The sequence below is a fragment of the Halorhodospira abdelmalekii genome (assembly GCF_016583625.1).
In the GTDB taxonomy this organism is placed as follows: Bacteria; Pseudomonadota; Gammaproteobacteria; order Nitrococcales; family Halorhodospiraceae; genus Halorhodospira; species Halorhodospira abdelmalekii.
The window spans coordinates 32,782-54,464 of record NZ_NRRN01000011.1 but is presented as its reverse complement, the minus strand read 5'-3'; the positions used below and the strand labels follow the sequence as shown (position 1 = coordinate 54,464).

Below are 21,683 nucleotides of genomic sequence, written 5' to 3'. Positions count from 1 at the left end.
GCGCCACCCCACCCGGTGTGCGGGCCCCACATCCGGTGGTCGGCGAGAGTCGCGGCTGAAGCGGCTGAAACGACTAGAGCGCCAGCGCCGCCTCGAGCGCATCGGCAAGACGATCGAGCTCGCTGCAAATGCGCTGCCGTTCATCGCCTTCACTGCTATCCAGGGCAAAGAGCTCTGCAAGCAGTGCACGGCGAAAGGGGCCGCTATCGAAGAGACGATGCAGGTAGCTACCGAGCACCCGCCCATCGGCAGAACGTGCAATAAAGGGAAAGCACTCCCCCTCTGGGGCAGGGCCAGTCGCGCCGGCGTCCTCAAGGGCACCAAGGGCACGGTCAGCCACCCTGCTGTCAGTCGCGCTGCTGTCGGTGACGCCGTAGTGGATCTCGTAGCCGCTGACCGCCACCGGTGCCGGCCAAGCGGCCGTGCCTGAGACCTCGCGCAGCTGCTTACGCTCCGCTAGACGGGTCGTCACCGGAAGCAACCCGAGCCCCGCAACCCGGCTCCCCTCCGCCGCCTCGACACCGCTCGGGTCGTCGATCCACTCACCGAGCATCTGCAGACCGCCGCAGATACCGATGACCCGGCCACCGTAGCGCACATGGCGCAGCAGGGCCTCGGCCACGCCGCTCTCCTGCAACCACTGCAGATCGCTGAAGACCTGCTTGGAGCCCGGCAGCACCACCAAGTCGGCGCCATCAAGCTCGGCGGGTGTTCGCACAAAACGGACCTGTACGCCGTGCTCGGCATCGAGGGCGTCGAAGTCGTCGTGGTTGCTGAGCCGTGGATAGGCCACCACCGCCACTTGCAGGGCACCGCCCGATCCGCGCGGTCCGGCCATGCGATACGGCGCATCCTCCTCGGGCAGGTGCAGATCGGGCAGAGAGGGCACTACCCCAAGCACCGGCACCCCGGTGCGTTGCTCGAGTTGCGCGGGGGCCTCGCCGAGCAGTTCCAGGGCGCCGCGAAAGCGGTTGATGACGAACCCCTTGATGCGCGCCCGATCCGCCGCATCGAGCCACTCCAGCGTGCCCAGCAAAGAGGCGAAGACGCCACCGCGGTCGATGTCACCGATGAGCCAGACCGGCACATCGGCAGCTTGCGCAAAGCCCATATTGGCGATATCGCCGGAGCGCAGATTGGGCTCGGCCGGTGAGCCGGCCCCTTCAATCAGCACCACATCGTACGCACGACGCAGCCGCTCAAACGACGCCATGACCTGCGGCAACAGCGGTGCGCGCGCTTCGCGAAAGGCGCTCGCCTGCAACCGCCCCACCACTCGCCCCTGGACGATGACCTGCGCGGTGCGCTCGGCTTCGGGCTTGAGCAGCACCGGGTTCATGTCGCTGTGCGGCTCGACTCCGGCTGCGACGGCCTGCAGCCACTGCCCGCGGCCGATCTCACCGCCATCGACCGTGACCGCGGCGTTGTTGCTCATGTTTTGCGGCTTAAACGGCGCCACCCGCACTCCACGGCGGGCCAACAGACGGCACAGGCCAGCCACCAGCGCGGTCTTACCGGCCCCTGAACAGGTCCCTTGCAGCATCAGCGCCGACGGAATCTTGGAGTGACTTTTGGCGATCATGCCTTTCTCTTGCCTCCAGCTGATGGTCCTGGCACTGTCGGCAAGCCACTGTTCTTCTCGGCCACCCACTGCAGCACCCGCATGGTCGGGCGAAAGGCGTGCAGGGTACCGACACGGTCGAGTCGCTCGCAGCCGAACCGGGTCAGCTGGCCACCGTAGCGTTGCCAGGCGGCAAAGAGCAGCTGTTCGGTCTCCAGTACAACGGCGTTGGCGACCAGCCGGCCGCCCACTGGCAGCAACTCCCAGCTCTTCTCGATGAGTGTTAGATCGCGCAGGCCGCCCCCCAAGAAGATCGCATCCGGCAGCGGCCAACCGACAGGCCCACCGACGGGCGACTCGATCGACAAATCGGTAGGCGTGTTGGACAAACCGGTCGCTGCGGTCGACGCGGTAAACGCAGCCGACCCAGTGGACCAAACAGTCGACGAATTGGACGACGCACTGGAGGCAGAGGGCGCAGAAGACGCCGCAGACGCCGAATCGGCCAGGAAATGGTCCAGGAAATCGTCCAGGCACTGCGGTGCGCTCCCCGTCCGCACCACGAGCCGCGGCACCCCCAACTCGACGGCATTGCGCTGCGCACGAGCGGCTCGCTCGGGGTCACGCTCAAACGCCACGGCTTGCGTCGAGGGGTGAGCCAGCAGCCACTCGATGGCGATCGAGCCGGAGCCGCAGCCAATATCCCACAACACCTGACCGTGCTGCGGGCGCAGGCTCGATAGCGTCACCGCACGGACTTCGCGCTTGGTGATCTGGCCGTCGTGCTCGAACCAGTCATCCGGGAGTCCCGGGGCGGACGCCAAGATCCGGGCGCTCCGCTCGGCCTCGACCGCTATGGCCATCAGGTTGAGCGGGGCAAAATCGGGCGCCGGAGCGGCGTTCGCCAAAGCCGCAGCCGAATAGCGTTTCATCGCCTCATCCGGTCCGCCCAGCCTCTCAAGGATGGTGATCTCGCTCGCCCCGAAGCCCCACTCTATGAGCGCTTGGGCCACCTCACCGGGGGTCTTGGCATCAGCGCTCAAGACGAAGAGCCCGCGTCCTGGGTGCAGCGCTGGGCGTAGGCTCGTCAGCGGGCGACCGGCGAGCGAGACGGTTGCACACGCCTGCTGCGTCCAGCCGAGGCGCGCGGCTGCCAAGGCCACACTCGAAGGGTGCGGGATGCAGTGGATCTCCGCGGCTGACAGGTGGCGGCGCAGCAAAGTGCCGACCCCGTAGAAGAAGGGATCGCCCGAGGCCAGAACGACCACTCGCCGTCCGCGCAGCGCCAACAGCTCCGGCAGGGTTGAGGTCAGTGGCGACGACCACGCCAAGCTCTGACCGGTGATCAACGACTCCACCAGCTGCAAGTGACGCGCCCCGCCGACCACCCACTCGGCGTCGGCGATCAACGCGCGCACCGCTTCGGTCAGCCCGGCGGCACCGTCCGCACCGAGACCAATCAGCGTCAACCAAGGTGAGGCGGTTGTAGGGGCGCTTGTGGACCGCTCTGGCTCTTCATTCATGAGATGGTGGCTTGAGATGGTGGCTTAATAGTGGCGGGTGATCGTGATGGCGGCAGGAGACGGGAGGCGAGATCAGTCACCCGCGCCCAAGAGCCGACTCACCAACTCCGGCGCGGAAGGAAAGTAGCCATGGAAATAGGTCGCTGTCAACGAGCCTTGGCGATAGATCGACTCACCGACCCCACCACGACACCGCCGCGCCTGCATCCACGGGTTCAGCTCGGTGGCAAAGTGCGAGTGGTGAAAGGTATGTCCGCGCAACGTTCCACCCTCTGCCTCCCAGGCTTGTAAGCCGAGCCCCACCAGACGATCGGCCATCGCCGCCTGACCGGGCAGAAGGCCCAGCATCGGGTGACACGCCCCGTGCAGATCGCGCAACTCCGAGGCGCAGTACATCAGGCCACCGCACTCGGCCAAGATCGCCCTACCCTCCTGGTGATGACGACGCAACGCCTCCAGCATGGGCCGGTTGGCCGCCAGTGCAGCGGCGTGCAGCTCGGGGTAACCACCGGGTAGCCAGATCGCATCGGCCGCCGGCAGTTCGTGATCGTGCAAGGGTGAGAAAAAGACGACCTGGGCACCCATCGCCTCCAGCAGCTCGATATTGCCGCGGTAGATAAAGGCGAAGGCGCCATCCCGAGCGACCGCAACACGCATCCCGGCGAGCCGCTGCGGTGGCGGCGTCAACGGCACCGGGGCAGCCCACTGGCGCATCGGCGGTAAGGCATCGAAACCGGCCTCGGCCAAGACCGTGGCCGCCGCATCGAGCTGCTGCTCAAGATCGGCCAGCTCGCCGGCCTGCATCAGACCGAGATGGCGATCGGGAACGGTCAGCGCCGCATGCCGCGGCACCGCCCCCAGCCAGGGTAGATCGTCGGGCATGCTCGCACGCAGCTTCGCGGCGTGGCTAGGGCTGCCGACCCGGTTGGCAATCGCGCCGTAGAAGCTCAGATCGTCGCGATAGCGCGCCAGCCCCGAGACAACGGCGGCGAAAGTCTCGGCCATGGCTCGCGCATCGATCACCACCGCCACCGGCACGCCGAGCATCACTGCCAAATCGGCGCTTGAGGGCGAGCCGTCGTAGAGGCCCATTGCCCCCTCGATCAAAATAACGTCGGCCTGCTGCGCAGCCGCAGCAACCCGATGACGGCACTCCTCGACGCCAGTCATCCACGGGTGGAGCTGATAGACTGGTGCCCCAGAGGCGACCTCCAAGAGCATCGGATCGAGATAGTCGGGGCCGTGCTTGAAGAGCCGCACCCGCCGACCGAGGTTGCGGTGCATGCGCGCCATAGCCGCGGTGAGCATCGACTTGCCCTGTCCGGATGCGGGCGCGGAGAGTAAGATGGCGGCGGCGGTTGCCGGTTGTGGAGGGTCCGATGGTCGATGCTCTCTCTTCACGCTCGCTCCAACTCTCTGCTCGTGGACGGTGAGGCGCAGTGTTGCCGATCCGGCCGACCGAGACAACCGGCCAGCGCGACCCATACAACTGGCGAATGCACCCCCGAATGCCGCCATACTCCGTGATCACCCATGCGGTTGCAAAGAAGGCAATAGGAGAGCGCTAGTGAGCCACCGCCCCCAATCCGCTACCGAGCGTTCGGTCTGCTTCGTCGGTGCCGGTCCGGGAGCCGCCGACTTGATCACCGTGCGCGGTCGCGACTGCGTAAGCCGTGCCGATGCGATCCTCTACGCCGGCTCACTGGTTGCCCCCGAGGTCTTGAGTTGGGCGCGGGCCGATTGCGAGCTTGCCGACTCTAAGGGGATGGATCTTGAGCAGCTGCGCGACTGGTTGTTGCAGCGGGCGCTGCAGGGGCTTCAGGTCGTGCGCCTGCAGCCAGGCGACCCCTCGCTCTACGGCGCCCTGCCGGAGATTGCCCAACCCCTCGATGAGGCCGGCATCACTGTGCGCATCATCCCCGGGGTCACTTCGGCGATGGCCGCAGCGGCCGCCGCCGGCGAGTCGTTGACCTTGCCGGAGAGCACGCAGACGGTGATCTTTACCCGCGTCGAGGGGCTGACTCCGGTTCCCGCTAGCGAGCAGCTGAGCGAGCTGGCCAAGCACGGCACAACACTCTGTATCTACCTCTCGGCCACCCTGCTTGATAAGATCAGCTCCGCCTTGCAGACGGCCGGATGGAGTAAGACGGCCCCGGTCGTTGTCGTGCACAAGGCCTCGTGGCCGGGCGAGGAGCGCATCTTACGCACCGATCTCGCCCACCTCGCCGAGGCGTGCCGTGAGGCGCAGATCCAATCGCAGGCGATGGTGATCGCCGGACCGACGCTAGGCGCCCGGCAGCGCACCGAGCGGGCGCAGTCACGCCTCTACGATCCAAGCTTCAGCCACGCCTTTCGGCAGGCGACAAACGGTTAAAGCGATATGACCACCACCGCAACGGGCCGGTTGATCGGCGTCTCCCTTGGTCCCGGCGACCCCGGCTGGATTACCCGCCGAGCCTGGGAAGTCCTGACCGGGCCGGCGCACTGGGCCTACCCGATTAGCGCTCCGGGACAGGCGAGCTACGCTCTGGAGATCGTGGAGCGCGCCGGACTGGCCCTGCCTGCCGATCACTCGGCACTGCTCTTCCCGATGACCCACGACACTGCGACCTTGGCCAGCGCTTGGGCACGCGCCGCGACAACGGTCGGCGACCGGCTCAGCGCCGGGGAGGATGTCGCCTTTTTGGTCGAGGGCGACGCCTCGACCTACGCCACCTTCAGCCATCTAAGCCGCACCGTGCAGGCCAACCTTCCCACCGTAGCCGTTGAGACGATCCCTGGGGTCACGTCATTTAACGCCGCCGCGGCACGCCTCGGCTGGCCGCTCGCTCAGACCCACGAGCGCTTCGCTGTACTACCAGCCGGTTACGATATCGCCACGGTCGAGCGGCTGCTGCCGGCACTCGATACCTTGGTGCTACTGAAGGTCAAACCGCTGCTCGCTGAACTCGTCGAGCTGCTGCAGCGCTCCGGGCTCGAGGGGCAGTGCGCCTTTGTCGAGCGCGCCGGCACACAGCACGAGCGGATCGTCACCGATTTGGCGCAGCTGCGCACCCTGAAGCCACACTACCTATCGCTGCTGTTGATCCGTAACCGCCAGCACCACCAACAACACCAGCACCAGCACCAGCGCACGACCGATCTCGGATCGGGCAACGATCAGGGTCAGGGTCAGGGTCAGGGCAAAGCTCAGGGTCAGAATCGCGGATCAGTTGGGTGACGAATCTCTCTGCCAACGAGCCTCCGCAGCTGGCGATCGCCATAATCGCCACCACACGCAACGGCGTCCGTCGCGCCGCAACACTGGCTCGGCTGCTGCCGCAGGCCGAGTTGATCGTACCGCTGCGCTTTGCCGACTCCCTCCCGAACCGCCCAACCTCGACAACACCGCAACAGGATCTAGACCGCCTGGAGGGCCTGGAGGGACGCATCACCCGCTACCCACGCGGTGCCCTCGCCCCCCTCATCGCTGCCCGCTTTCAGGCTGGATGCGCACTGATCTGCTGCCTATCGGTCGGCGCAGTGGTCCGCCTGATCGCGCCGCAGCTGCGTGATAAGGCGACCGATCCAGCGGTGATCGCCATTGATGAGTCGGCACGCTTTGTTGTGCCGGTCGTCGGCGGCCACCGGGGTGGCGCCAATGCCCTCGCTGCATGGGCTGCTGCACAACTCGATGCTCAGGCCGTGATCACGACCGCTTCCGACAGCGCCGGGCTGCCGGCGGTCGACTTGCTCGGCAGCACCCAGGGGTGGCGGGTGGTCGCGAGCCCGGATGCACTCCGTCGGGCCGCCGCGGCGATGGTCAACGGCGAGCCGCTGGCGCTAATCGAGGAGGACGCCGTCTGGCAACCGTCACACGTGCCGCCGGCGCACCTAATCCGCGTCCGCAGCTGGCAGGCGATCGATCCGCACAACTACGCAGCGCTGCTCTGGGTGACTGCTTCGGGGGTCGGGATCGACCCAGAGATCGACAGCCGGCTTGTGATCTATCGGCCGGCTGACTCCCCCAGTAAAAGCAGTAAAAGGGGACAGATTTATTAATCTGTCCCCCACTCCCGTCCCCAACTCCCATCTTATGGGGACAGATTAATAAATCTGTCCCCATAAGGTGTGCATAAGGTGCGGTCCCCATAAGGTGCGAGACTAGCCGGTACCTCTTGGCCATGCGCCTCCATCAGGGCGCGGTCGCCGAGAATCTCTGCGCTCGGGCCGTCGGCGCGTATGCAGCCAGCGTCGATCACGATCACGCGGGAACAGAGGTCGAGGATCATTTCCAGGTCGTGGCTCGCCACCACGAGGGTCTGCTCCATACCGGAGAGGAGCGTGATCAGCCGACGGCGGCTGCGCAGATCGAGCGCAGCGGAAGGCTCATCAAGAAGCAGCAGCCGCGGTCGCAAGGCCAGCACACCGGCGATACAAGCGCGCCGTTTTTCGCCGCCCGAGAGGTGGTGAACGGGGCGTGCTGCTAGATCGGTCAGCCCACAGAGGGCGAGCGCCTCGGCGACACGCGCCTCAAGGGCCGCGCCGGTGAGGCCGAGGTTACGCGGACCGAAGGCGACATCCTCAGCCAGGGTGGGGCAGAAGAGTTGATCCTCGGCCTGCTGGAAGACAAGGCCAACCGAGGGGTTAAAGGTGCCGGGGCGAACCGGCACACCATCGATCTCCACCCCGCCAGCCGCCGCCGGCAACACGCCCGCCAGCGTCAGAAAGAGGCTCGACTTGCCGGAGCCGTTCGGACCAACCAGCCCCACCCGCTCACCCGGTGTCAATGCGATATCGAGGCCGGTGAGCAACGGCGTCTGACCCGCCCAGGCCACCGCCAGCCCTTGCGCCTGCAACCGCGCGGTCATCCGAGTCGATCCCCAAGGAGCACCAAGAGGGCCAGCCCAGCAGCCAACGCAACCCCGGCCCAGTCACGCGCCACCATCGGCGCCAGCGGTGCTGCGAGAGCGCCGGAGTGGCCGCGCAGCCGCATCGCCGCCCAGACGGTCGCGGCACGGCGCTGACCACGGATCAGCGCAGCAGCCAGCAGCAGACCGTACCCCGGGAGGTCGCGCCACCGCGACCGACCACCGCGCAAGCGCCGCGCCAGGCAGGCGCGCACGATCTCGCCCCGCAACTCCTCAAGGTAGCGCAGCGTCAGCAGCAGCAAGTCGGCCAGCACACCTGGCACCTTGAGACCACGCAGCCCGGCTGCCAGCCGGTGCGGTGGTAACGTTGCCAGCAGCGCCAGCGTCACGGTGACGATCGCCAACAGCCGACCGGCAAACAGCAAGCCGAACTGCAGCCCTTCGACGTGCAGCCGGAGCGGACCAGCCTGCCACAGCACCGTCGGCCCAGCCACGAGCGGAAAGACCAACAACAGGGCACCCGCCAGTACGAGCGGCGCCCGCAGCCTACGCAGGAGAGACCACAGCTGCCCCGAAGCACACGCCAGCAGTAGCGCCAGTACCAGCAGCAGCGGCAGGGTCGTCACCTGCTCCACCGCCGCAAAACCGAAGGCCAGAAACAGTGCCATCGCCAGGCGCGCCCGTGGATCATACGGCAACAGACCCGCCCGCTCTGGACGAGCCAAGGTATCGAGGGTATCGCCGTCAGGCACTGGGCGCACTCCGTTAGGCACGGGGCAGCAGTCCCGGCTCCACCCTGGCCAGCACTCGCAGCACGACGACGACGAGCACCCCTTCGGCCAACACCAGTGGCAAATGGGCGAGCAGAAAGAGGGCCAGCGCGGCCCGTTCCGCCGCCGCATCGACCTCGGCTGGGAGCCCCAGCAGCACGAAGGCGGCGAAGACCGCCAGCGACAGCACGACCCCCCCACTGCCGGCGATCACCGCTGCGAGGGTAGGCAGTCGTGGTTCCAGGGCGCGCCAAGCCCCCCAGGCAATCAACGCCGCCGGGGCCAAGATCAGGCCGTTTAGTCCCAGCGTAGTCAGCCCGCCATGGCCGAAGAGGACCGCCTGCAGGAAGAGCCCGACCAAGATCGCCGGTACCGCATACCAGCCCAGCAGCACACCCATCAGCCCAGCCAGCAACGGATGCACCGTCGTTGGCGGCACCGGTACGGCGAGGGAAGAGACGGCGAAAAAGATGGCCGTCAGCATTGCCGCCCTCGGCATGGCCGCGCCCGGATCGGGCAGGCGCGCAATCCGGGCGAGACTGAACCCAAGCAGCGCGGCGCTGCCGACGTAGCCGCCGATGGCCATGCCAACCGGTAGCAGCCCGTCAGGCAGATGCATCGCCACGCCTCCGACGCCAGAAGAAGAGCGCCGTGCCCAGCGCACCCCAGGCCACCAGCGCGACCATCACCACGCGCTGCAACGCTCCAGACTCCGTCGAGTCGCCCGTCACCGCTACAACAGCGGGAGCGGAATCGCCGGCGGCATCGGCGCCTTCAGCACCGGCGGTGTCGTCACCACCACCGGCAGGGCCGATCTCCACATGGGCGACGGCTCCGTGTCCGGCCTGGCGCACCTGCACGGTCCAACGCCCCGGCAACTCCGGGTCGGGGGCAAAGAGATAGCGTCCCTCGGCGTCGGTCGTGCCGCGGCTCCAGGCACTTGCCGGATCGTCGGGGGCGTAGATGATGACCTGCGCCTCGGCCATCGGGTCTCCGGTATCGTAGTGAGCGTGCAGACGGACGGCCGTAGTGGCCTCGGCATCGAGCAATGCGGCGTGGCCCAGGGCGACCGATGGCGCCAGTGCCAGCAACCCAGCAATCCCCCCAGCAGTCACTGCACTCATCACCCCAGCACCCACCCGGGGCATCCTCATGACACCGCCGTTAGAGCGGGCCGTCATGACAATCTCCAAAGCAAAGCAAAACGTGGGACGGTGAAAATCGAGTCACGATCGGATCCTTTCGGTTAGAAACGCGGCGACACCCCCGGTGGAAGGCGTGCAGCGTGGGTTTACCACAGCCGTCCCGGTGGAGTGCGCGTCTTCGAAAGGAGATGTCCCACAGCCCGAGGCTGAGACATATCGCCACTGGCGATCCCTCCGCCGGACACCCCGTCCGGTCTGGCGGCTTGCGCTGGATGGCAGGTCTCCTGGCTTACGGGTCGCGGCACCCTCCGCCTTCCCGTCCGCCCCCAAGTAGGGGCTAGCCGGTGGCGATGAAGGGCACTCTCCGATTACAGTTGCGGGGGCAGCACCGGGTTAGGAGAAGCGCTCCGCACCGGTTTCCCTATTCTCCCGGCACACGCCGGGCACCATCCGCGCGAGATTCTAGCACCTTTTCAGAGCACCAGAGCACCAGAGAACCTATGTCGTCCCACCTCAACCCTCCCTGCGCAGACTACGATCACGACACCCCTCCGGCCGTTCGTGTGGTCGTCGGCGTCGGCTGCGATCGCGGAGCTGCGCAGACGACCCTGGAGCAGACGATCCGCATCGCTTTGGCCGACGCCGGTCTCGACTTTGCTGCGGTCGCCGCGCTCGCCACGATCACGCTCAAACAGGATGAACCGGCGCTCAACGCCCTCGCCGCTGAACAAGGATGGCCTCTGGTCTGCTACAGCGCCGCGGAGCTCGCCGCCATCCCCGTTCCTCACCCGTCGGCCACCGTCGCCCGCTACACCGGCACGCCGGCAGTCGCCGAGGCCGCAGCCCTACGCTTCGCCGATACCGACAGCCGCGCCCTGCTGATCGAAAAGCGGCGCCGGCGCGGCGGCGATGGCAAGAACGTCACTGTCGCTGTCGCCCTGCTCCACGAGCCGGGACAAGCGCCGCTCAAGGACGGCGGCAAGATCAGTGTCGTCGGCATCGGGCCGGGAGATCGCAGCTTACTCTGCCCGCGCGCCGAACAAGCCATCCGCAGTGCCGAGATCGTTGTCGGCTATAAGACCTACCTGGCCATCATCGCCGATCTCATCACCACGCAGCAGGTGATCAGCCGCGGCATGACCGAGGAGCTTGAACGCGCCGAGCAGGCCTACGCCCACGCCGCCCAGGGCAAACGCGTAGCACTGATCTCCTCTGGCGACGCCGGGGTCTACGGCATGGCCGCACCGATCTACGAACTGCTGATGGAGCGTGGCCATGCGGTTGCCGTCGAGGTCATCCCTGGGGTCACCGCCCTGAGTGCCAGTGCCAGCTTAGTCGGCGCCCCGCTCTCGCACGATTTTTGCGCCGTCTCGCTCTCCGACCTGCTCACCCCGTGGCCGGTCATTGCCCGCCGTCTTGCCAGCGCCGGACGTGGCGACTTTGTCGTTGCCCTCTACAATCCAGCGAGCCGTAAGCGGACGCGGCACATCGTTGCGGCCCAACAGATCCTGCTGCGCTATCGCCACCCGCAGACACCGGTTGCCATCGTCCGGGCCGCCTACCGTGAAGGGCAACGCAGCGAACTGACCACCCTGGCAGCGCTGCACGAGAGCGAACTCGACATGCTCAGTACCGTGTTGATCGGCAATTCGGCCACTTATCAGCAAGCCGGCTGCATGATCACCCCGCGCGGTTATCGCACGAAATACAACCAGCACGGACAGCAAGACCAGCATGGACAGAACAGCGAGTATGGCGAACTCGTTGAGCGTGATGGCCGTGGTGGGCGTGGTGAGCAGCAGGCACCGCCAAGTCGCTCCGCAACGACCCAGACGACACCGGTCAAGCGGGGACAGTCGCTGCCGCTCGGTCTCGAAGGCTGGCATGCAGAAGTCAGGGCGTGGCTTCGGTCACACCACGATCCAAACATCGAAGCGGCCACCCAGCTCGAAGCGGCTATGCACCACTTCGACGTGCCGTGGGCCGAAATTGTCACCGCCGTCGAGGAGCGCTTGACCGACGCGGACGATCCCTTCTCCAGCCGGCCGATCGCACCGCACGATCTCGCTGCAGTCCTTACCGAGCACTGCCGCAGCCCGCGCCTGTCGGCCACTACTGCCACGCCGGAGGGCGTCTTGCTGCAGCTGGAGGTCGACCCCGACCGCGTCCGACTTGAGGGGGGACGACTCACACTGGCAGCCGCACAGTCACAACTCGTTATCGATACGCAGCGGATCACCGACGGCTTTCTGCTTCGTCGCCCCGGGGGCCTGAGCAGCCTGGAACTCTGCGATCTCCACGGCGATTTGCTGCTGCGGCTGACACCTCAGTCCGCCTCAGAGATCGATAACCAGCATAGCAACGACAGCGACAGCGACAGCACTGGCGATAGCGATGGCGGTCATGGCAACAACCGAAATCGACTCGGATAGCGACGGCGGCGAACAGGGCGACCGCCTGCGTCGCGGCTGGACGACCGGTGCCTGCGCAGCGGCGGCGGCCAAGGCCGCTTGCTCGGCCCTGCTCACCGGCCACTTCCCCGACCCCGTGCAGATCAGACTGCCCCGCGACCGCCAGCCTGCCTTTGCCCTCGCCCAGCAGCAGGTCGGCCGCGACGCGCAAGGCCAGTGGGCCCAAGCAGCGGTCATCAAAGACTCGGGCGACGATCCCGATATCACCAACGGCGCGGCAATCATCGCCACCGTCGCACACGGCCAACCGAATACCGGCCTCCGGCTGTGCGCCGGCGAGGGGGTCGGCACGGTCGAGCGTCCCGGCCTGCCCGTTGCCATCGGCGAGCCTGCGATCAACCCCGAACCGCGCCGCTACATCACCCAGGCAGTCAACGACATTGCCCCCCCAGGGAGCGACTTAACGGTCCACATCGCGATTCGTGGCGGCGCCTCCCTCGCCGCCCACACACTCAATCCGCGCCTGGGGATTGTCGGCGGCCTCTCGGTGCTCGGGACCACTGGTGTCCTGATCCCGTTCTCCTGTGCAGCCTGGATTCACAGCATCCAGCGCGGTATCGATGTCGCTCGCGCTGCCGGCATCCGCCACATCGCCGCCAGCACCGGGCGCACCTCCGAGCAAGCCGTGCAGGCTCACTACGGATTGAGCGATGCAGCGCTGATCGATATGGGCGATTTCGTCGGCGGCGTGCTGAAGTATCTACGCCGCCACCCGGTGCCCTTTTTGACCATCGCCGGCGGCGTCGCCAAGATCACCAAACTGGCCCAGGGCTTTATGGATCTGCACTCGCGCTGCGGCCAAGCCGATCTAGCGCAGTTAGCAGCCGTGGCCGCCGAAATCGGCGCCTCGCCCGAGTGCCAGCAGGAGATCAGCGCGGCCAACACGGTCGCCGAGGCCTTCGGCCGCGCCCGTCGAGCCGCCCTTCCATTGGGGGATGCGATCGCCGCGCGCGCTCACGAGCAAGCTCGGGCGATGCTCGGCGCCGATCAGCCGGAGCTTGAAGTGCTGATCTTCGACCGCCAAGGCCAGCAAGTCGGCGCCTCGCTAGCATCATCGAACTCGCACCACCTTTCGCCGTAAAGCGTCGAAAGGCGAAACAGAGCGGCTAGCGACGGCAATTTGCTTTTACTTCTCAACCACTGCTAGCATGCCCCGCCTCAAAGGGATATCCCTTGAGTCTTGTAACCACTGGTTGGGAAACGGGAAGTCCGGTACAGCTGCAATTGGCAGTGAAGCCGGCGCTGCCCCCGCAACGGTAGGTGGGTATAGCGGATCAGCGTGCTCCCATACGGGCGTAGCTAAGGCAACCCCATACGGAGCAGGCAGAAAGGCCACTGCGGAACAGCCGTCGCTCAGGCGGCCTCCGTGGGAAGGCGATCCGTTCAGCAGGTCGACAGCAGACAGAGTTGGTGTCGATCTGGCTGACCCACGAGCCCGGAGACCGTCCCACCACAACCCATGTAACGGCGTGCGGGCGGCGCGCCTGGGGGCGCAGGCCTGTCTGTAATCGTACAGTAGCGTATCCGCGCGCTGTTGTATCGCCAGCACACCGCCCTTCCCCCAGTAACTGTCGCCAGCGCCCATCAGAGGATGAGGAGCGCTGAATGTTAAGGTTTGATTCCCATCATTTAAGACGATTTTCACTCGGATCGTTAGGCTTACTGTCCCTATCGGCCCTCTACCCCCAGACCCTGCTGGCCGGGCACCAGGATAGCCAAGCCATCGCCGCCAGCTCAGCCATCGCCACCAGCTCAGCCACCGGCACAACCTTGCTCTCACCGGTCACCATCGAAGCCGGCGCTGCGGGCGGTGCTAGCAGTATCAGCAGTGAGCTACTGCAACGTCGTCAGGCATCCCATAGCGGCGAGATCTTTCGCGGCGAGGCAGCGGCGAGCGTCGGCGGCGGCAGCCGCAACGCGCAACGCCTCTATCTGCGGGGCATTGAGGCCAACAATTTAAACGTGACGATCGATGGGGCACGCGAGGGGCGCGATCTGCACCAGCACCGCGGTGGTCTGAGTGGCATCGACCCGGACCTTCTTAAAGCGGTCGACATTGACCCAAGCCCCGCCGCCGACCAAGGCGCAGGCGCACTTGGCGGGAGCATTCGCTTTACCACCAAAGATGCTCAGGATCTACTGCTGCCCGATCAAAATCATGGGGCTCGGGCCAAAACCGGCTCCGCCAGTGCTGATCAATCGTATCGCGGCTCGGCCACCGCCTACGCCATGCTGAGCCACAACACCGGCATCCTCTCTCACATCAGCGCCGCAAACCGCGACGATTATCGCATGGGCGAAGGCGGCACTATGCCCGGTTCGGGGGGACGGGACCGCGACTACATGCTTAAGCTCAGCCGGATACCGGAGAGAAACGGCGGCGAGTCGCGCTTCAACGACCACGAGCTGCGCTTGAGCGCCCAGCGCAATACCTTCGTCGGCGACCACGCCTACGGCTCCATAGGCAGTGATTTTGGCGATCCCGAACTCTACACCCGGCAGGACGAGGTTCGACAAGAGCGCGAGCGTGACACCTGGACCTTCGCGCATCACTACGACCCGGATGCTAACCATATAGAGTGGCGGTTCAACATCTACCGCAATGACAACCGCCTCAAACGCCTCGATGATGAGAGCGAGACCCGTGCCCTGGAGCACGGCGCCAATCTGCGCAATACCTTCACTTTTCACCTCGGGGATAGCGAACATCGGTTGACCGCGGGGGCTGACTACTACCTGGAGGATGGCCAAAACAACCACCCTGATAGGCCTGATCTCAGCCACGAATCACGCAATCTCGGTCTCTTCTTACAAAACCGGATGCGTTACGGACGCTTGGGGGTATCGCTAGGGGCACGTTTTGATGACTACTACAGCGACTTCGCAGATCAGGACGTATCAGGTAACGCCCTATCCCCCAATCTAAGCGCTGAGTTCGACTTGAGCGAAAGCTGGACAGCCTTCGCCGGCTATGGCGAGGCGGTGAGCGGCAGCGGGATTATCCCGATTGGCTGGATGGCGTGGATTGATCGGGCTATCGAGATTGGCCCCCGGGCTGGGGAACCGGTCGACACCAACCTAAACGATGGCGAGCCCTTCAAGGCCGAGGAATCCACACGCTGGGAGGGCGGTCTGAGCTTCGATGCCCGCGATGTGCTCCGCGAGCACGACAGTCTCGAGTTCAAGACCACCCTATTCGCAACCCACATCGACAACAGCATCGATCGCCAAGGAGGAGGATCGGTTCCTGCAAATGGCCTGCAGGGGATCATCAACCGCGACGACACCCTAATCACCCGCGGTTTCGAGATCCGCGCTGCCTGGGGCTACGCCACTTACGACACGCAACTTAGCTTCATGAGCGCCGAAACGGTCAACGAGGACGGCGACCCGCAGGGAGTATCCAGACGCCGCGGCGGCATCGGCGGGGATCGCCTGGTATGGGATAACCGCTGGGCGGCATCCGAGCAAATCACATTAGGCTATACGCTGACCTGGGTCGGCAACCATGCGGACGTCCCGGATGACGAGCCAGAGCGCGACGGCTACGATCTGCACGACATCCAAGTTGAGTGGCTGCCGTGTGGCCCCTCTGGACTCCCGGGCGGCGGCGAAGAGCTAAAGCTGGGCTTAGCCATCAACAACCTCTTCGACACCCGTTATGCCGAGCACACATCCTTAGCTTGGGCAGATGATAATGGCCATTATCACATCCGCAGCGAGCCTGGCAGAGATGTGCGAATCACCGCCGAACTGCGCTTTTAGCGGGTTAAAAGCCCGCTCGCCGGACCCCGGCGACGCCCCAGCAATGCCCCGGCGATGCCCCAGCGTCGCCAGATTAACAGCACAGTGAGATCAACCTATGCAGCCTAAACAACGCCGACTTCCGAGCTGGATAGCCATACCGGTTGGCACCCTACTCTTGCTCTGGGCAAACACCGGCTGCGATAATTTCCAGCCCACTGAGCAAGCCACCGGGGACGTAGCGTCACCGTCTGAAACCCAAACCGTTGAAGACATGCTCGGACGCAACGTCGAGATCCCCGCAGAGATCGAACGGGTTGCCACCGTCAACGTCGATGCCTTTCGCATGACACTCCACCTTGATGCCGACGAAAAACTCGTCGGCATCCCCAGTGACATGTTCGGTTCGCGCTTCTCCGAGGACAAGACCATCGAGGCACGCGCCTTTGACGGCATTGAAAACACCCTCAAAAGATGTATTTTTTCGGCGCCACCACCACCCTGATCGTTTATTTCTCCGACGCTTACGCCACGCGCGAGGTCATGTTCTGGACTGTCGGCAGCCTCAGCCGCGCCAACTGGGAGAGTCTGGCCTTTATCGGCATAGCCTTGCTGCTCACATTACCGGCCTTTCTCTGGCGCGCCAACGACCTGAACCGTCTCCTCCTTGGCGACGATACCGCTAAGAGCCTCGGGATGGCTGTGGAGAGGCTACGGATCGCCTTCATGCTGTTGGTCGCGTTTCTGGTTGCTGTGGTGGTCGCATTCACCGGCGGCATCGGCTTCCTTGGCCTGGTTGCCCCCCACTTGGCAAGATTGCTGATTGGCACCGATCACCGCTTCTTAATCCCGGCTACGGCACTGATGGGTGGGCTGCTGCTCGCACTGGCCGATCTGGTATCACTCCACGCCTTCGGCTCGGTGATCCTGCCAGTGGGCGTGGTTACCGCATTCATCGGCTCACCACTATTCATCTACTTGATTCTGCGTCGTCGCGAGGGGGCTGCGACGTGAGCGTAAGGGGACACGGTATGCCTAAGGCGGGTGCCAATAGCCGGAATGGTGGCGATGAGGCTGAGCGTGGCAAGCTCAGCATCAGCAATCTCTCCTTCGCTTACGGCAAAGCAAAGGTCCTCGATGAAGTCAGCCTGCAGATTAACCGTGGTGAGATCGTCGCGCTTATCGGCCCCAATGGCTCGGGCAAGACCACGCTGCTCAAGTGCGCCAATCGGTTGCTGCGCACCCGTAACGGCACCATTGATATCGCCGGCGACGACCTGCGTCGGTTGCGGCAATGGCAGATTGCCGAGCGGGTCTCCTACGTCCCCCAAGCAGCCGACATCGTCTATCCAATGACCGTATTCGAGAGTGTGATGCTGGGGCTGCGCCGGGGCAGCTGGCACTACTCGGCACGCGACATGGCCAAAGTAGCCAGCACGCTGGAACAGCTTGGGCTCGATTCGATGAGTCATAAGCTGCTCACTGAACTCAGTGGCGGCCAACGGCAGAAGGCAGCGATCGCCCGGGCGCTAGTCCGCGAGACGCCCTTTCTATTGCTTGATGAACCAACAAACCACCTTGACATGAAACACAAGCGCGACACCATCCAAATCCTGCGCCGGCATAGCCGCGGGCACAATCAAGGGATACTCATCGTGCTCCACGAGATCAACCTAGCAGTCCAGCTAGCCGACCGCATCGCCCTCTTGGAGGGTGGCCGAATAGTCGCTGAGGGCCCACCTGATAAGGTGATCACCCACGATCATATTCGTGCCGCTTACGCAGTCGAAGTCAACATGACAAGCCACGCCGGGCTGCCTTTCGTGATCGGCTACCGGATAGAGAATGAACATTAGACCCCTGGAGATTGCACCCTATGCCCCCTGACGGCGACTATCTCAAAGACGGCGCAGCCATCTATGCCAAATCGTTCGCGACCATCCGTGAGGAGGCAGAACTCGACCGGTTCAGCGTAGACGAGAGCCGCGTTGCGCTCCGAGTCATCCACTCCTGCGGCATGGTTGAGATCGCCGATCAACTCGCATTCACCACCGCTGCGACACGGGCTGGCGAGGATGCGCTACGCGCCGGCAAACCGATTCTGTGCGATAGCAAGATGGTCGCCCACGGCATCATTCGCGATCGCCTACCGGCTGCCAATGATATCATCTGCACCCTCAGCGACCCGCACGTTCCGGAACTTGCCCGGGAGATCGGCACCACCCGTTCCGCAGCCGCCCTGGAGCTGTGGGGCGATCGACTCGACGGCGCCGTTGTTGCCATAGGCAACGCCCCGACTGCACTATTCCGCCTGCTTGAACTCATCGATGCAGGCGCACCTCGACCTGCCCTAGTCATCGGCATGGCGGTCGGCTTTGTCGGCGCGGCTGAGTCTAAAGTGGCTCTAGCCGCGCGCCCTGAACTAGAGTCGATCATCGTGCACGGCCGCCAGGGCGGCAGTGCCATGGCTGTAGCCACCATCAACGCCTTATCCAGCAAACGAGAGCAATGAGTTCTTATGGATCACTGCATACTTTTGATCGGACACGGCTCTCGACAAAAAGAGGGCAACGAAGAGATTCGCCGCTTTGCGGAGAGCTGGCAACAGAAGCACCCTGACTGGCAGATCGAGACCTGTTTTATCGAATTCGATGAGGCACTACTCGACACCGGGCTGGACCGGGCAGCGGCGCGAGCAGAGCGAGTCACCGCAGTCCCCCTTATTCTCAACGCGGCCGGCCACGTGAAGCTGGAGATTCCTGCCCACATTGCGGCTGCTCGTGCCCGCAATCCCCATACTGAGTTTCGCTGCGCCCGGCACATCGGTGCCAGCGAACCGGTACTGCGAATCCTAGAGCGGCGCCTGCGCGAGGCGATGCTGATGCTCGATGTGCCCGATCCACGCACTACCGGAGTCATTGTGCTCGGGCGCGGCTCATCTGATCGAGTCGCGAATAGCGAAGTCGCCCGCATCGCTCGTCTGCTCTATGAAGGCAGTGACCATGAGCTGATTGACGTGGCCTTTACCGGAGTCACCCACCCTCGTCTGGAGCGTGTTGTACAGCGCCACTGGCAACTCGGCATGACACAGCAGGTCGTTCTCCCCTTCTACCTCTTTACGGGCAGGCTGATCGAGCGCATCAACAGTCAGGTTGAGCGACTGCGCCGGCAGTATCCACAGATGGCCTTTGCGCTGGGCGATTACATCGGCTTTGAGCCGGAGATCTATGCAGTGATCGATGAACGAGTGCAGCAGGCCTGGGACGGCTCAGCAATGCTTGAGTGCGACGGCTGCCCACATCGCAAGGCGGCCGCAGGGCATGGCCATCATCACCATCATCACCATCATCACTGAGAACCTTTTAAGCCGTTATGCCGTAAGCCGAATCTCGATAGGACCAACTACGCTGGACTAGCGCTCGTGCCAAGGCTGCACCCGCAATCAACCACTCCCGACCAGCGGGCTGCGCAAGCTCGGCGGGAGTGGTTCACCCAGCCAGCACAGCGCCTCTTCAACCGTGTTGACCTGCTCGGCGACCGCGGCAACGGGCGGACGCTCGACCATAATGACCGGTACCCGACGCCGGCGCGCCGCCTCAAGCTTCGGCTGGGAGGCTGTTCCGCCGGCGTTCTTGGTCACCAGAAGATCGATCCGCTGGGTATCGAACAGCGCCAGTTCATCTTCGAGGCGAAAGGGGCCGCGCTGCTGCAGCAAATCGCAGCGTGGGGGGCGCTGCTCCGGCAGCTCGATCAAACGGGCAATGTAGTGGTGCTGTGGAGCGCTGCAGAAGGCAGAGAGTTCCAATCTACCGATGGTCAACAAGACGCGCTGCGGCGCCTCGCCGAGCGCTGCAGCGGCAGCCGCCATATCAGCCACTCTGTACCAACAATCGTGCGGTCCGGCGTTCCAAGCCGGGCGGCGCAAAACCAGCAGCCTGGCTCCACTGCGCTCGGCGGCGGCAGCCGCATGGGCCGAGATCTGCGCCGCAAAGGGATGCGTTGCATCGACAACCACTTGGCACGCGTGCCGTTGCAGCCACTCGACCAGACCGTCGATTCCGCCGAACCCGCCGCTGCGACAGGGCACACCGGGCAAGCGCGGGGTACCGGTTCGTCCGGCCACAGAGTATGTCGGTGCAAAGCGGCGATCGCCTTCTAACGCCCGAGCCAGAGCCATTGCCTCGGTCGTGCCGCCGAGGATGAGCAGCCTTAGCACACTCCCTACCGTCTCTCCACCTTAGGGGGAGGCGCTGGCTCAGGGTTCGGCGACGGCGGTGTGGATGCCGCTTCAGTCGCAGCCGCTGCAGCGACGGCGTCACTGGTTGTTCGAGGGAAAAGAAACGAGGCCGACGCGATCAGCACGGCCAACGTCGCAAAGACGGCGAAGGCTTCCATATAGCCTGTCGCGGTGATCGTCCAGCCGACCAGCGGCGAGCCGACCGCCTGCCCGACCGTGATCGCCAGAAAGGGAACAACCGGCCCCATCGCGGGACGATCGCGCAGCACGCGAATGCCGGTCACCAAATAGAGGCCGGTCAGGGTCATAAAGGCCCAGCCGAAGATGGCGGCCGAGAGAAGCGCGACCTCCAGCTGCCCGGGGGCAATCGCGATCAGCAGCGTGGCCACGCCCAGGGCCACGAGGGCCAGCGCTTGAGTAGCGGGTGCACCGATGCGATCGCCGAGATCGCTTGCCCACGCCCCCGCCAAGCCGGCAACGCCAACAGTGAGCCACAACATGCCCGTCAGCCGCTCCGACACTCCGCCGAGCTCGACGACCAGATCGGGGGCGAAGATCCAGTAGGCCGTAGCGCTCAGCCCCATCGCAAAGCTAAAGAGCGTCAAGCTCAAGACGTTTAAGCGCCGAGCGGAGTCGAGTGGCGCGGCAGCGGGTTTTTTCTTCCCCTGATCGCGTTGCTCGCCGCGCTTCTTTGCAGACCTCGGGATCAGCAACAGCGCGGCGATCACCCCGAGGGCAGCGAGCGCTGCGAACGAGCCGTAAGCAAGGCGCCACGCCCCGCTAAGCAGCAGCACAGCCGGCACACAGACGATCAGACCGAAGCTCGTCCCGGCGTTCATCACGGCGTTGACACGCCCGCGGAGATCGGCGCGAACCGCCCGTTGCGCGCCGGCAGAGAGCGCTGGCATCATCAAACCGGTTGAAATCCCACAGGCGAAGACCCCGGTCCCCAGCGTGACGGCGTCCCCGGCCTGGCTGATCAGACCGAGACCAGCGAAGGCGAAGCCTCCGGAGAGGGCCGCTGAGCCGCGCGGCCCGAGCCGATCGACGATCAGCGGTGCGACCACGCTGGCTAGACAGAAACTGACAAAGGCCATCGCACCGACGACGCCGATTGCATCGGCCGAGAGGCCAAGCTCCGTGCGCATGGCGGGGACGAAGAGCCCGTAGGCGTAGCGGGCGAGCCCGTAGGCGATGGCGATGAGCCCTGCACCCAAGAGGGCATAGCCCGTCGCGCCGATCGGTCTGATCATCATGAGCTGAGTGTTTGATCCTCCAGCGAGTTTATATCCGAAGACCAAGCGGCTCATGGTATCGAGCTGGGCGAATGCCCGTCAAACACACCCCCTAGCGGTAGTCGAACCGCGCTCCGCTGCACCACC

20 protein-coding genes and 2 riboswitches are annotated in these 21,683 nt (G+C 64.9%); of the genes, 11 read left to right on the top strand and 9 right to left on the bottom strand.

Features of this window, described 5'->3' with window-relative positions:
* Positions 1-73: 73 nt before the first annotated feature.
* From CKO15_RS04095 to CKO15_RS04085, 3 genes are all read right to left on the bottom strand, one after another.
* Positions 74-1,582 carry a cobyric acid synthase gene (locus CKO15_RS04095; RefSeq protein WP_242464552.1) on the bottom strand — a complete coding sequence of 503 codons (1,509 nt, stop codon included), beginning with the start codon at positions 1,580-1,582 and terminating at the stop codon, positions 74-76.
* A complete protein-coding gene (gene cbiE, locus CKO15_RS04090) occupies positions 1,579-3,084 on the bottom strand; it encodes a precorrin-6y C5,15-methyltransferase (decarboxylating) subunit CbiE (RefSeq protein ID WP_242464551.1) in 1,506 nt (501 codons plus the stop codon). The genes CKO15_RS04095 and cbiE overlap by 4 nt, the downstream gene beginning before the upstream one ends.
* Before the next feature lie 72 nt (positions 3,085-3,156).
* Positions 3,157-4,485: a cobyrinic acid a,c-diamide synthase CobB gene (locus CKO15_RS04085; RefSeq protein WP_200192819.1), complete on the bottom strand. Its 1,329-nt coding sequence runs from the start codon at positions 4,483-4,485 to the stop codon at positions 3,157-3,159.
* Positions 4,486-4,651: 166 nt separating this feature from the next.
* On the opposite strand from CKO15_RS04085, the gene cobM reads away from it, so the two are divergent.
* From cobM to CKO15_RS04070, 3 genes are read left to right on the top strand one after another with little or no spacing between them, the layout of a single operon-like run.
* A complete protein-coding gene (cobM, locus tag CKO15_RS04080) occupies positions 4,652-5,458 on the top strand; it encodes a precorrin-4 C(11)-methyltransferase (RefSeq protein ID WP_338035989.1) in 807 nt (268 codons plus the stop codon).
* 6 nt (positions 5,459-5,464) lie between these two features.
* Positions 5,465-6,304: a precorrin-2 C(20)-methyltransferase gene (cobI, locus tag CKO15_RS04075; RefSeq protein ID WP_200192779.1), complete on the top strand. Its 840-nt coding sequence runs from the start codon at positions 5,465-5,467 to the stop codon at positions 6,302-6,304.
* Positions 6,301-7,125 (top strand): cobalamin biosynthesis central domain-containing protein, encoded by an 825-nt coding sequence (locus CKO15_RS04070; RefSeq protein WP_200192777.1) that lies wholly within the window; start codon positions 6,301-6,303, stop codon positions 7,123-7,125. Before cobI ends, CKO15_RS04070 begins: the two co-directional genes overlap by 4 nt.
* 32 nt (positions 7,126-7,157) lie before the next feature.
* On the opposite strand, the gene CKO15_RS04065 is transcribed toward CKO15_RS04070, so the two are convergent.
* From CKO15_RS04065 to CKO15_RS04050, 4 genes are read right to left on the bottom strand one after another with little or no spacing between them, the layout of a single operon-like run.
* The gene (locus tag CKO15_RS04065) at positions 7,158-7,934 is read right to left on the bottom strand and encodes an energy-coupling factor ABC transporter ATP-binding protein (protein WP_200192775.1); all 777 of its coding nucleotides are present in this window, start codon (positions 7,932-7,934) and stop codon (positions 7,158-7,160) included.
* Entirely contained in the window at positions 7,931-8,686 is a 756-nt protein-coding gene (locus CKO15_RS04060; RefSeq protein ID WP_200192773.1) for a CbiQ family ECF transporter T component, read from the bottom strand. The genes CKO15_RS04065 and CKO15_RS04060 overlap by 4 nt, the downstream gene beginning before the upstream one ends.
* 13 nt (positions 8,687-8,699) lie before the next feature.
* Positions 8,700-9,323 (bottom strand): cobalt transporter CbiM, encoded by a 624-nt coding sequence (gene cbiM, locus CKO15_RS04055; protein WP_200192771.1) that lies wholly within the window; start codon positions 9,321-9,323, stop codon positions 8,700-8,702.
* Positions 9,310-9,885 carry a carboxypeptidase-like regulatory domain-containing protein gene (locus tag CKO15_RS04050; protein WP_200192769.1) on the bottom strand — a complete coding sequence of 192 codons (576 nt, stop codon included), beginning with the start codon at positions 9,883-9,885 and terminating at the stop codon, positions 9,310-9,312. The genes cbiM and CKO15_RS04050 overlap by 14 nt, the downstream gene beginning before the upstream one ends.
* A 221-nt stretch (positions 9,886-10,106) precedes the next feature.
* Positions 10,107-10,315: riboswitch (cobalamin riboswitch) on the bottom strand.
* A gap of 34 nt (positions 10,316-10,349) precedes the next feature.
* On the opposite strand from CKO15_RS04050, the gene cobJ reads away from it, so the two are divergent.
* The 8 genes from cobJ (at position 10,350) to CKO15_RS04010 (ending at position 19,419) form a co-directional block, all read left to right on the top strand.
* Positions 10,350-12,281, top strand: a complete 1,932-nt coding sequence (gene cobJ / locus CKO15_RS04045) for a precorrin-3B C(17)-methyltransferase (protein ID WP_200192767.1) — start codon at positions 10,350-10,352, stop codon at positions 12,279-12,281.
* Complete coding sequence (locus CKO15_RS04040; protein ID WP_200192765.1) at positions 12,253-13,401, top strand: cobalt-precorrin-5B (C(1))-methyltransferase; 1,149 nt, start codon at positions 12,253-12,255, stop codon at positions 13,399-13,401. Before cobJ ends, CKO15_RS04040 begins: the two co-directional genes overlap by 29 nt.
* An 86-nt stretch (positions 13,402-13,487) precedes the next feature.
* A riboswitch (cobalamin riboswitch) is annotated at positions 13,488-13,786 on the top strand.
* 139 nt (positions 13,787-13,925) lie between these two features.
* A complete protein-coding gene (locus CKO15_RS04035; RefSeq protein ID WP_200192763.1) occupies positions 13,926-16,085 on the top strand; it encodes a TonB-dependent receptor domain-containing protein in 2,160 nt (719 codons plus the stop codon).
* 97 nt (positions 16,086-16,182) lie between these two features.
* Complete coding sequence (locus CKO15_RS04030; RefSeq protein WP_200192761.1) at positions 16,183-16,569, top strand: ABC transporter substrate-binding protein; 387 nt, start codon at positions 16,183-16,185, stop codon at positions 16,567-16,569.
* Complete coding sequence (locus CKO15_RS04025) at positions 16,539-17,078, top strand: FecCD family ABC transporter permease (RefSeq protein WP_242464550.1); 540 nt, start codon at positions 16,539-16,541, stop codon at positions 17,076-17,078. The genes CKO15_RS04030 and CKO15_RS04025 overlap by 31 nt, the downstream gene beginning before the upstream one ends.
* A gap of 17 nt (positions 17,079-17,095) precedes the next feature.
* On the top strand, positions 17,096-17,920 hold the full coding sequence (locus CKO15_RS04020; protein WP_200192759.1) for an ABC transporter ATP-binding protein: 825 nt from the start codon (positions 17,096-17,098) through the stop codon (positions 17,918-17,920).
* 20 nt (positions 17,921-17,940) lie between these two features.
* Positions 17,941-18,576, top strand: a complete 636-nt coding sequence (locus tag CKO15_RS04015) for a precorrin-8X methylmutase (protein WP_200192757.1) — start codon at positions 17,941-17,943, stop codon at positions 18,574-18,576.
* Positions 18,577-18,582: 6 nt separating this feature from the next.
* A complete protein-coding gene (locus tag CKO15_RS04010) occupies positions 18,583-19,419 on the top strand; it encodes a sirohydrochlorin chelatase (protein ID WP_200192755.1) in 837 nt (278 codons plus the stop codon).
* Between the two features lie 87 nt (positions 19,420-19,506).
* Here the strand turns inward: CKO15_RS04010 and CKO15_RS04005 are convergent, their stop codons facing one another.
* The gene (locus CKO15_RS04005) at positions 19,507-20,280 is read right to left on the bottom strand and encodes a cobalt-precorrin-6A reductase (protein WP_338035988.1); all 774 of its coding nucleotides are present in this window, start codon (positions 20,278-20,280) and stop codon (positions 19,507-19,509) included.
* A gap of 5 nt (positions 20,281-20,285) precedes the next feature.
* On the bottom strand, positions 20,286-21,557 hold the full coding sequence (locus CKO15_RS04000) for an MFS transporter (RefSeq protein WP_242464549.1): 1,272 nt from the start codon (positions 21,555-21,557) through the stop codon (positions 20,286-20,288).
* Between the last annotated feature and the right edge of the window lie 126 nt (positions 21,558-21,683).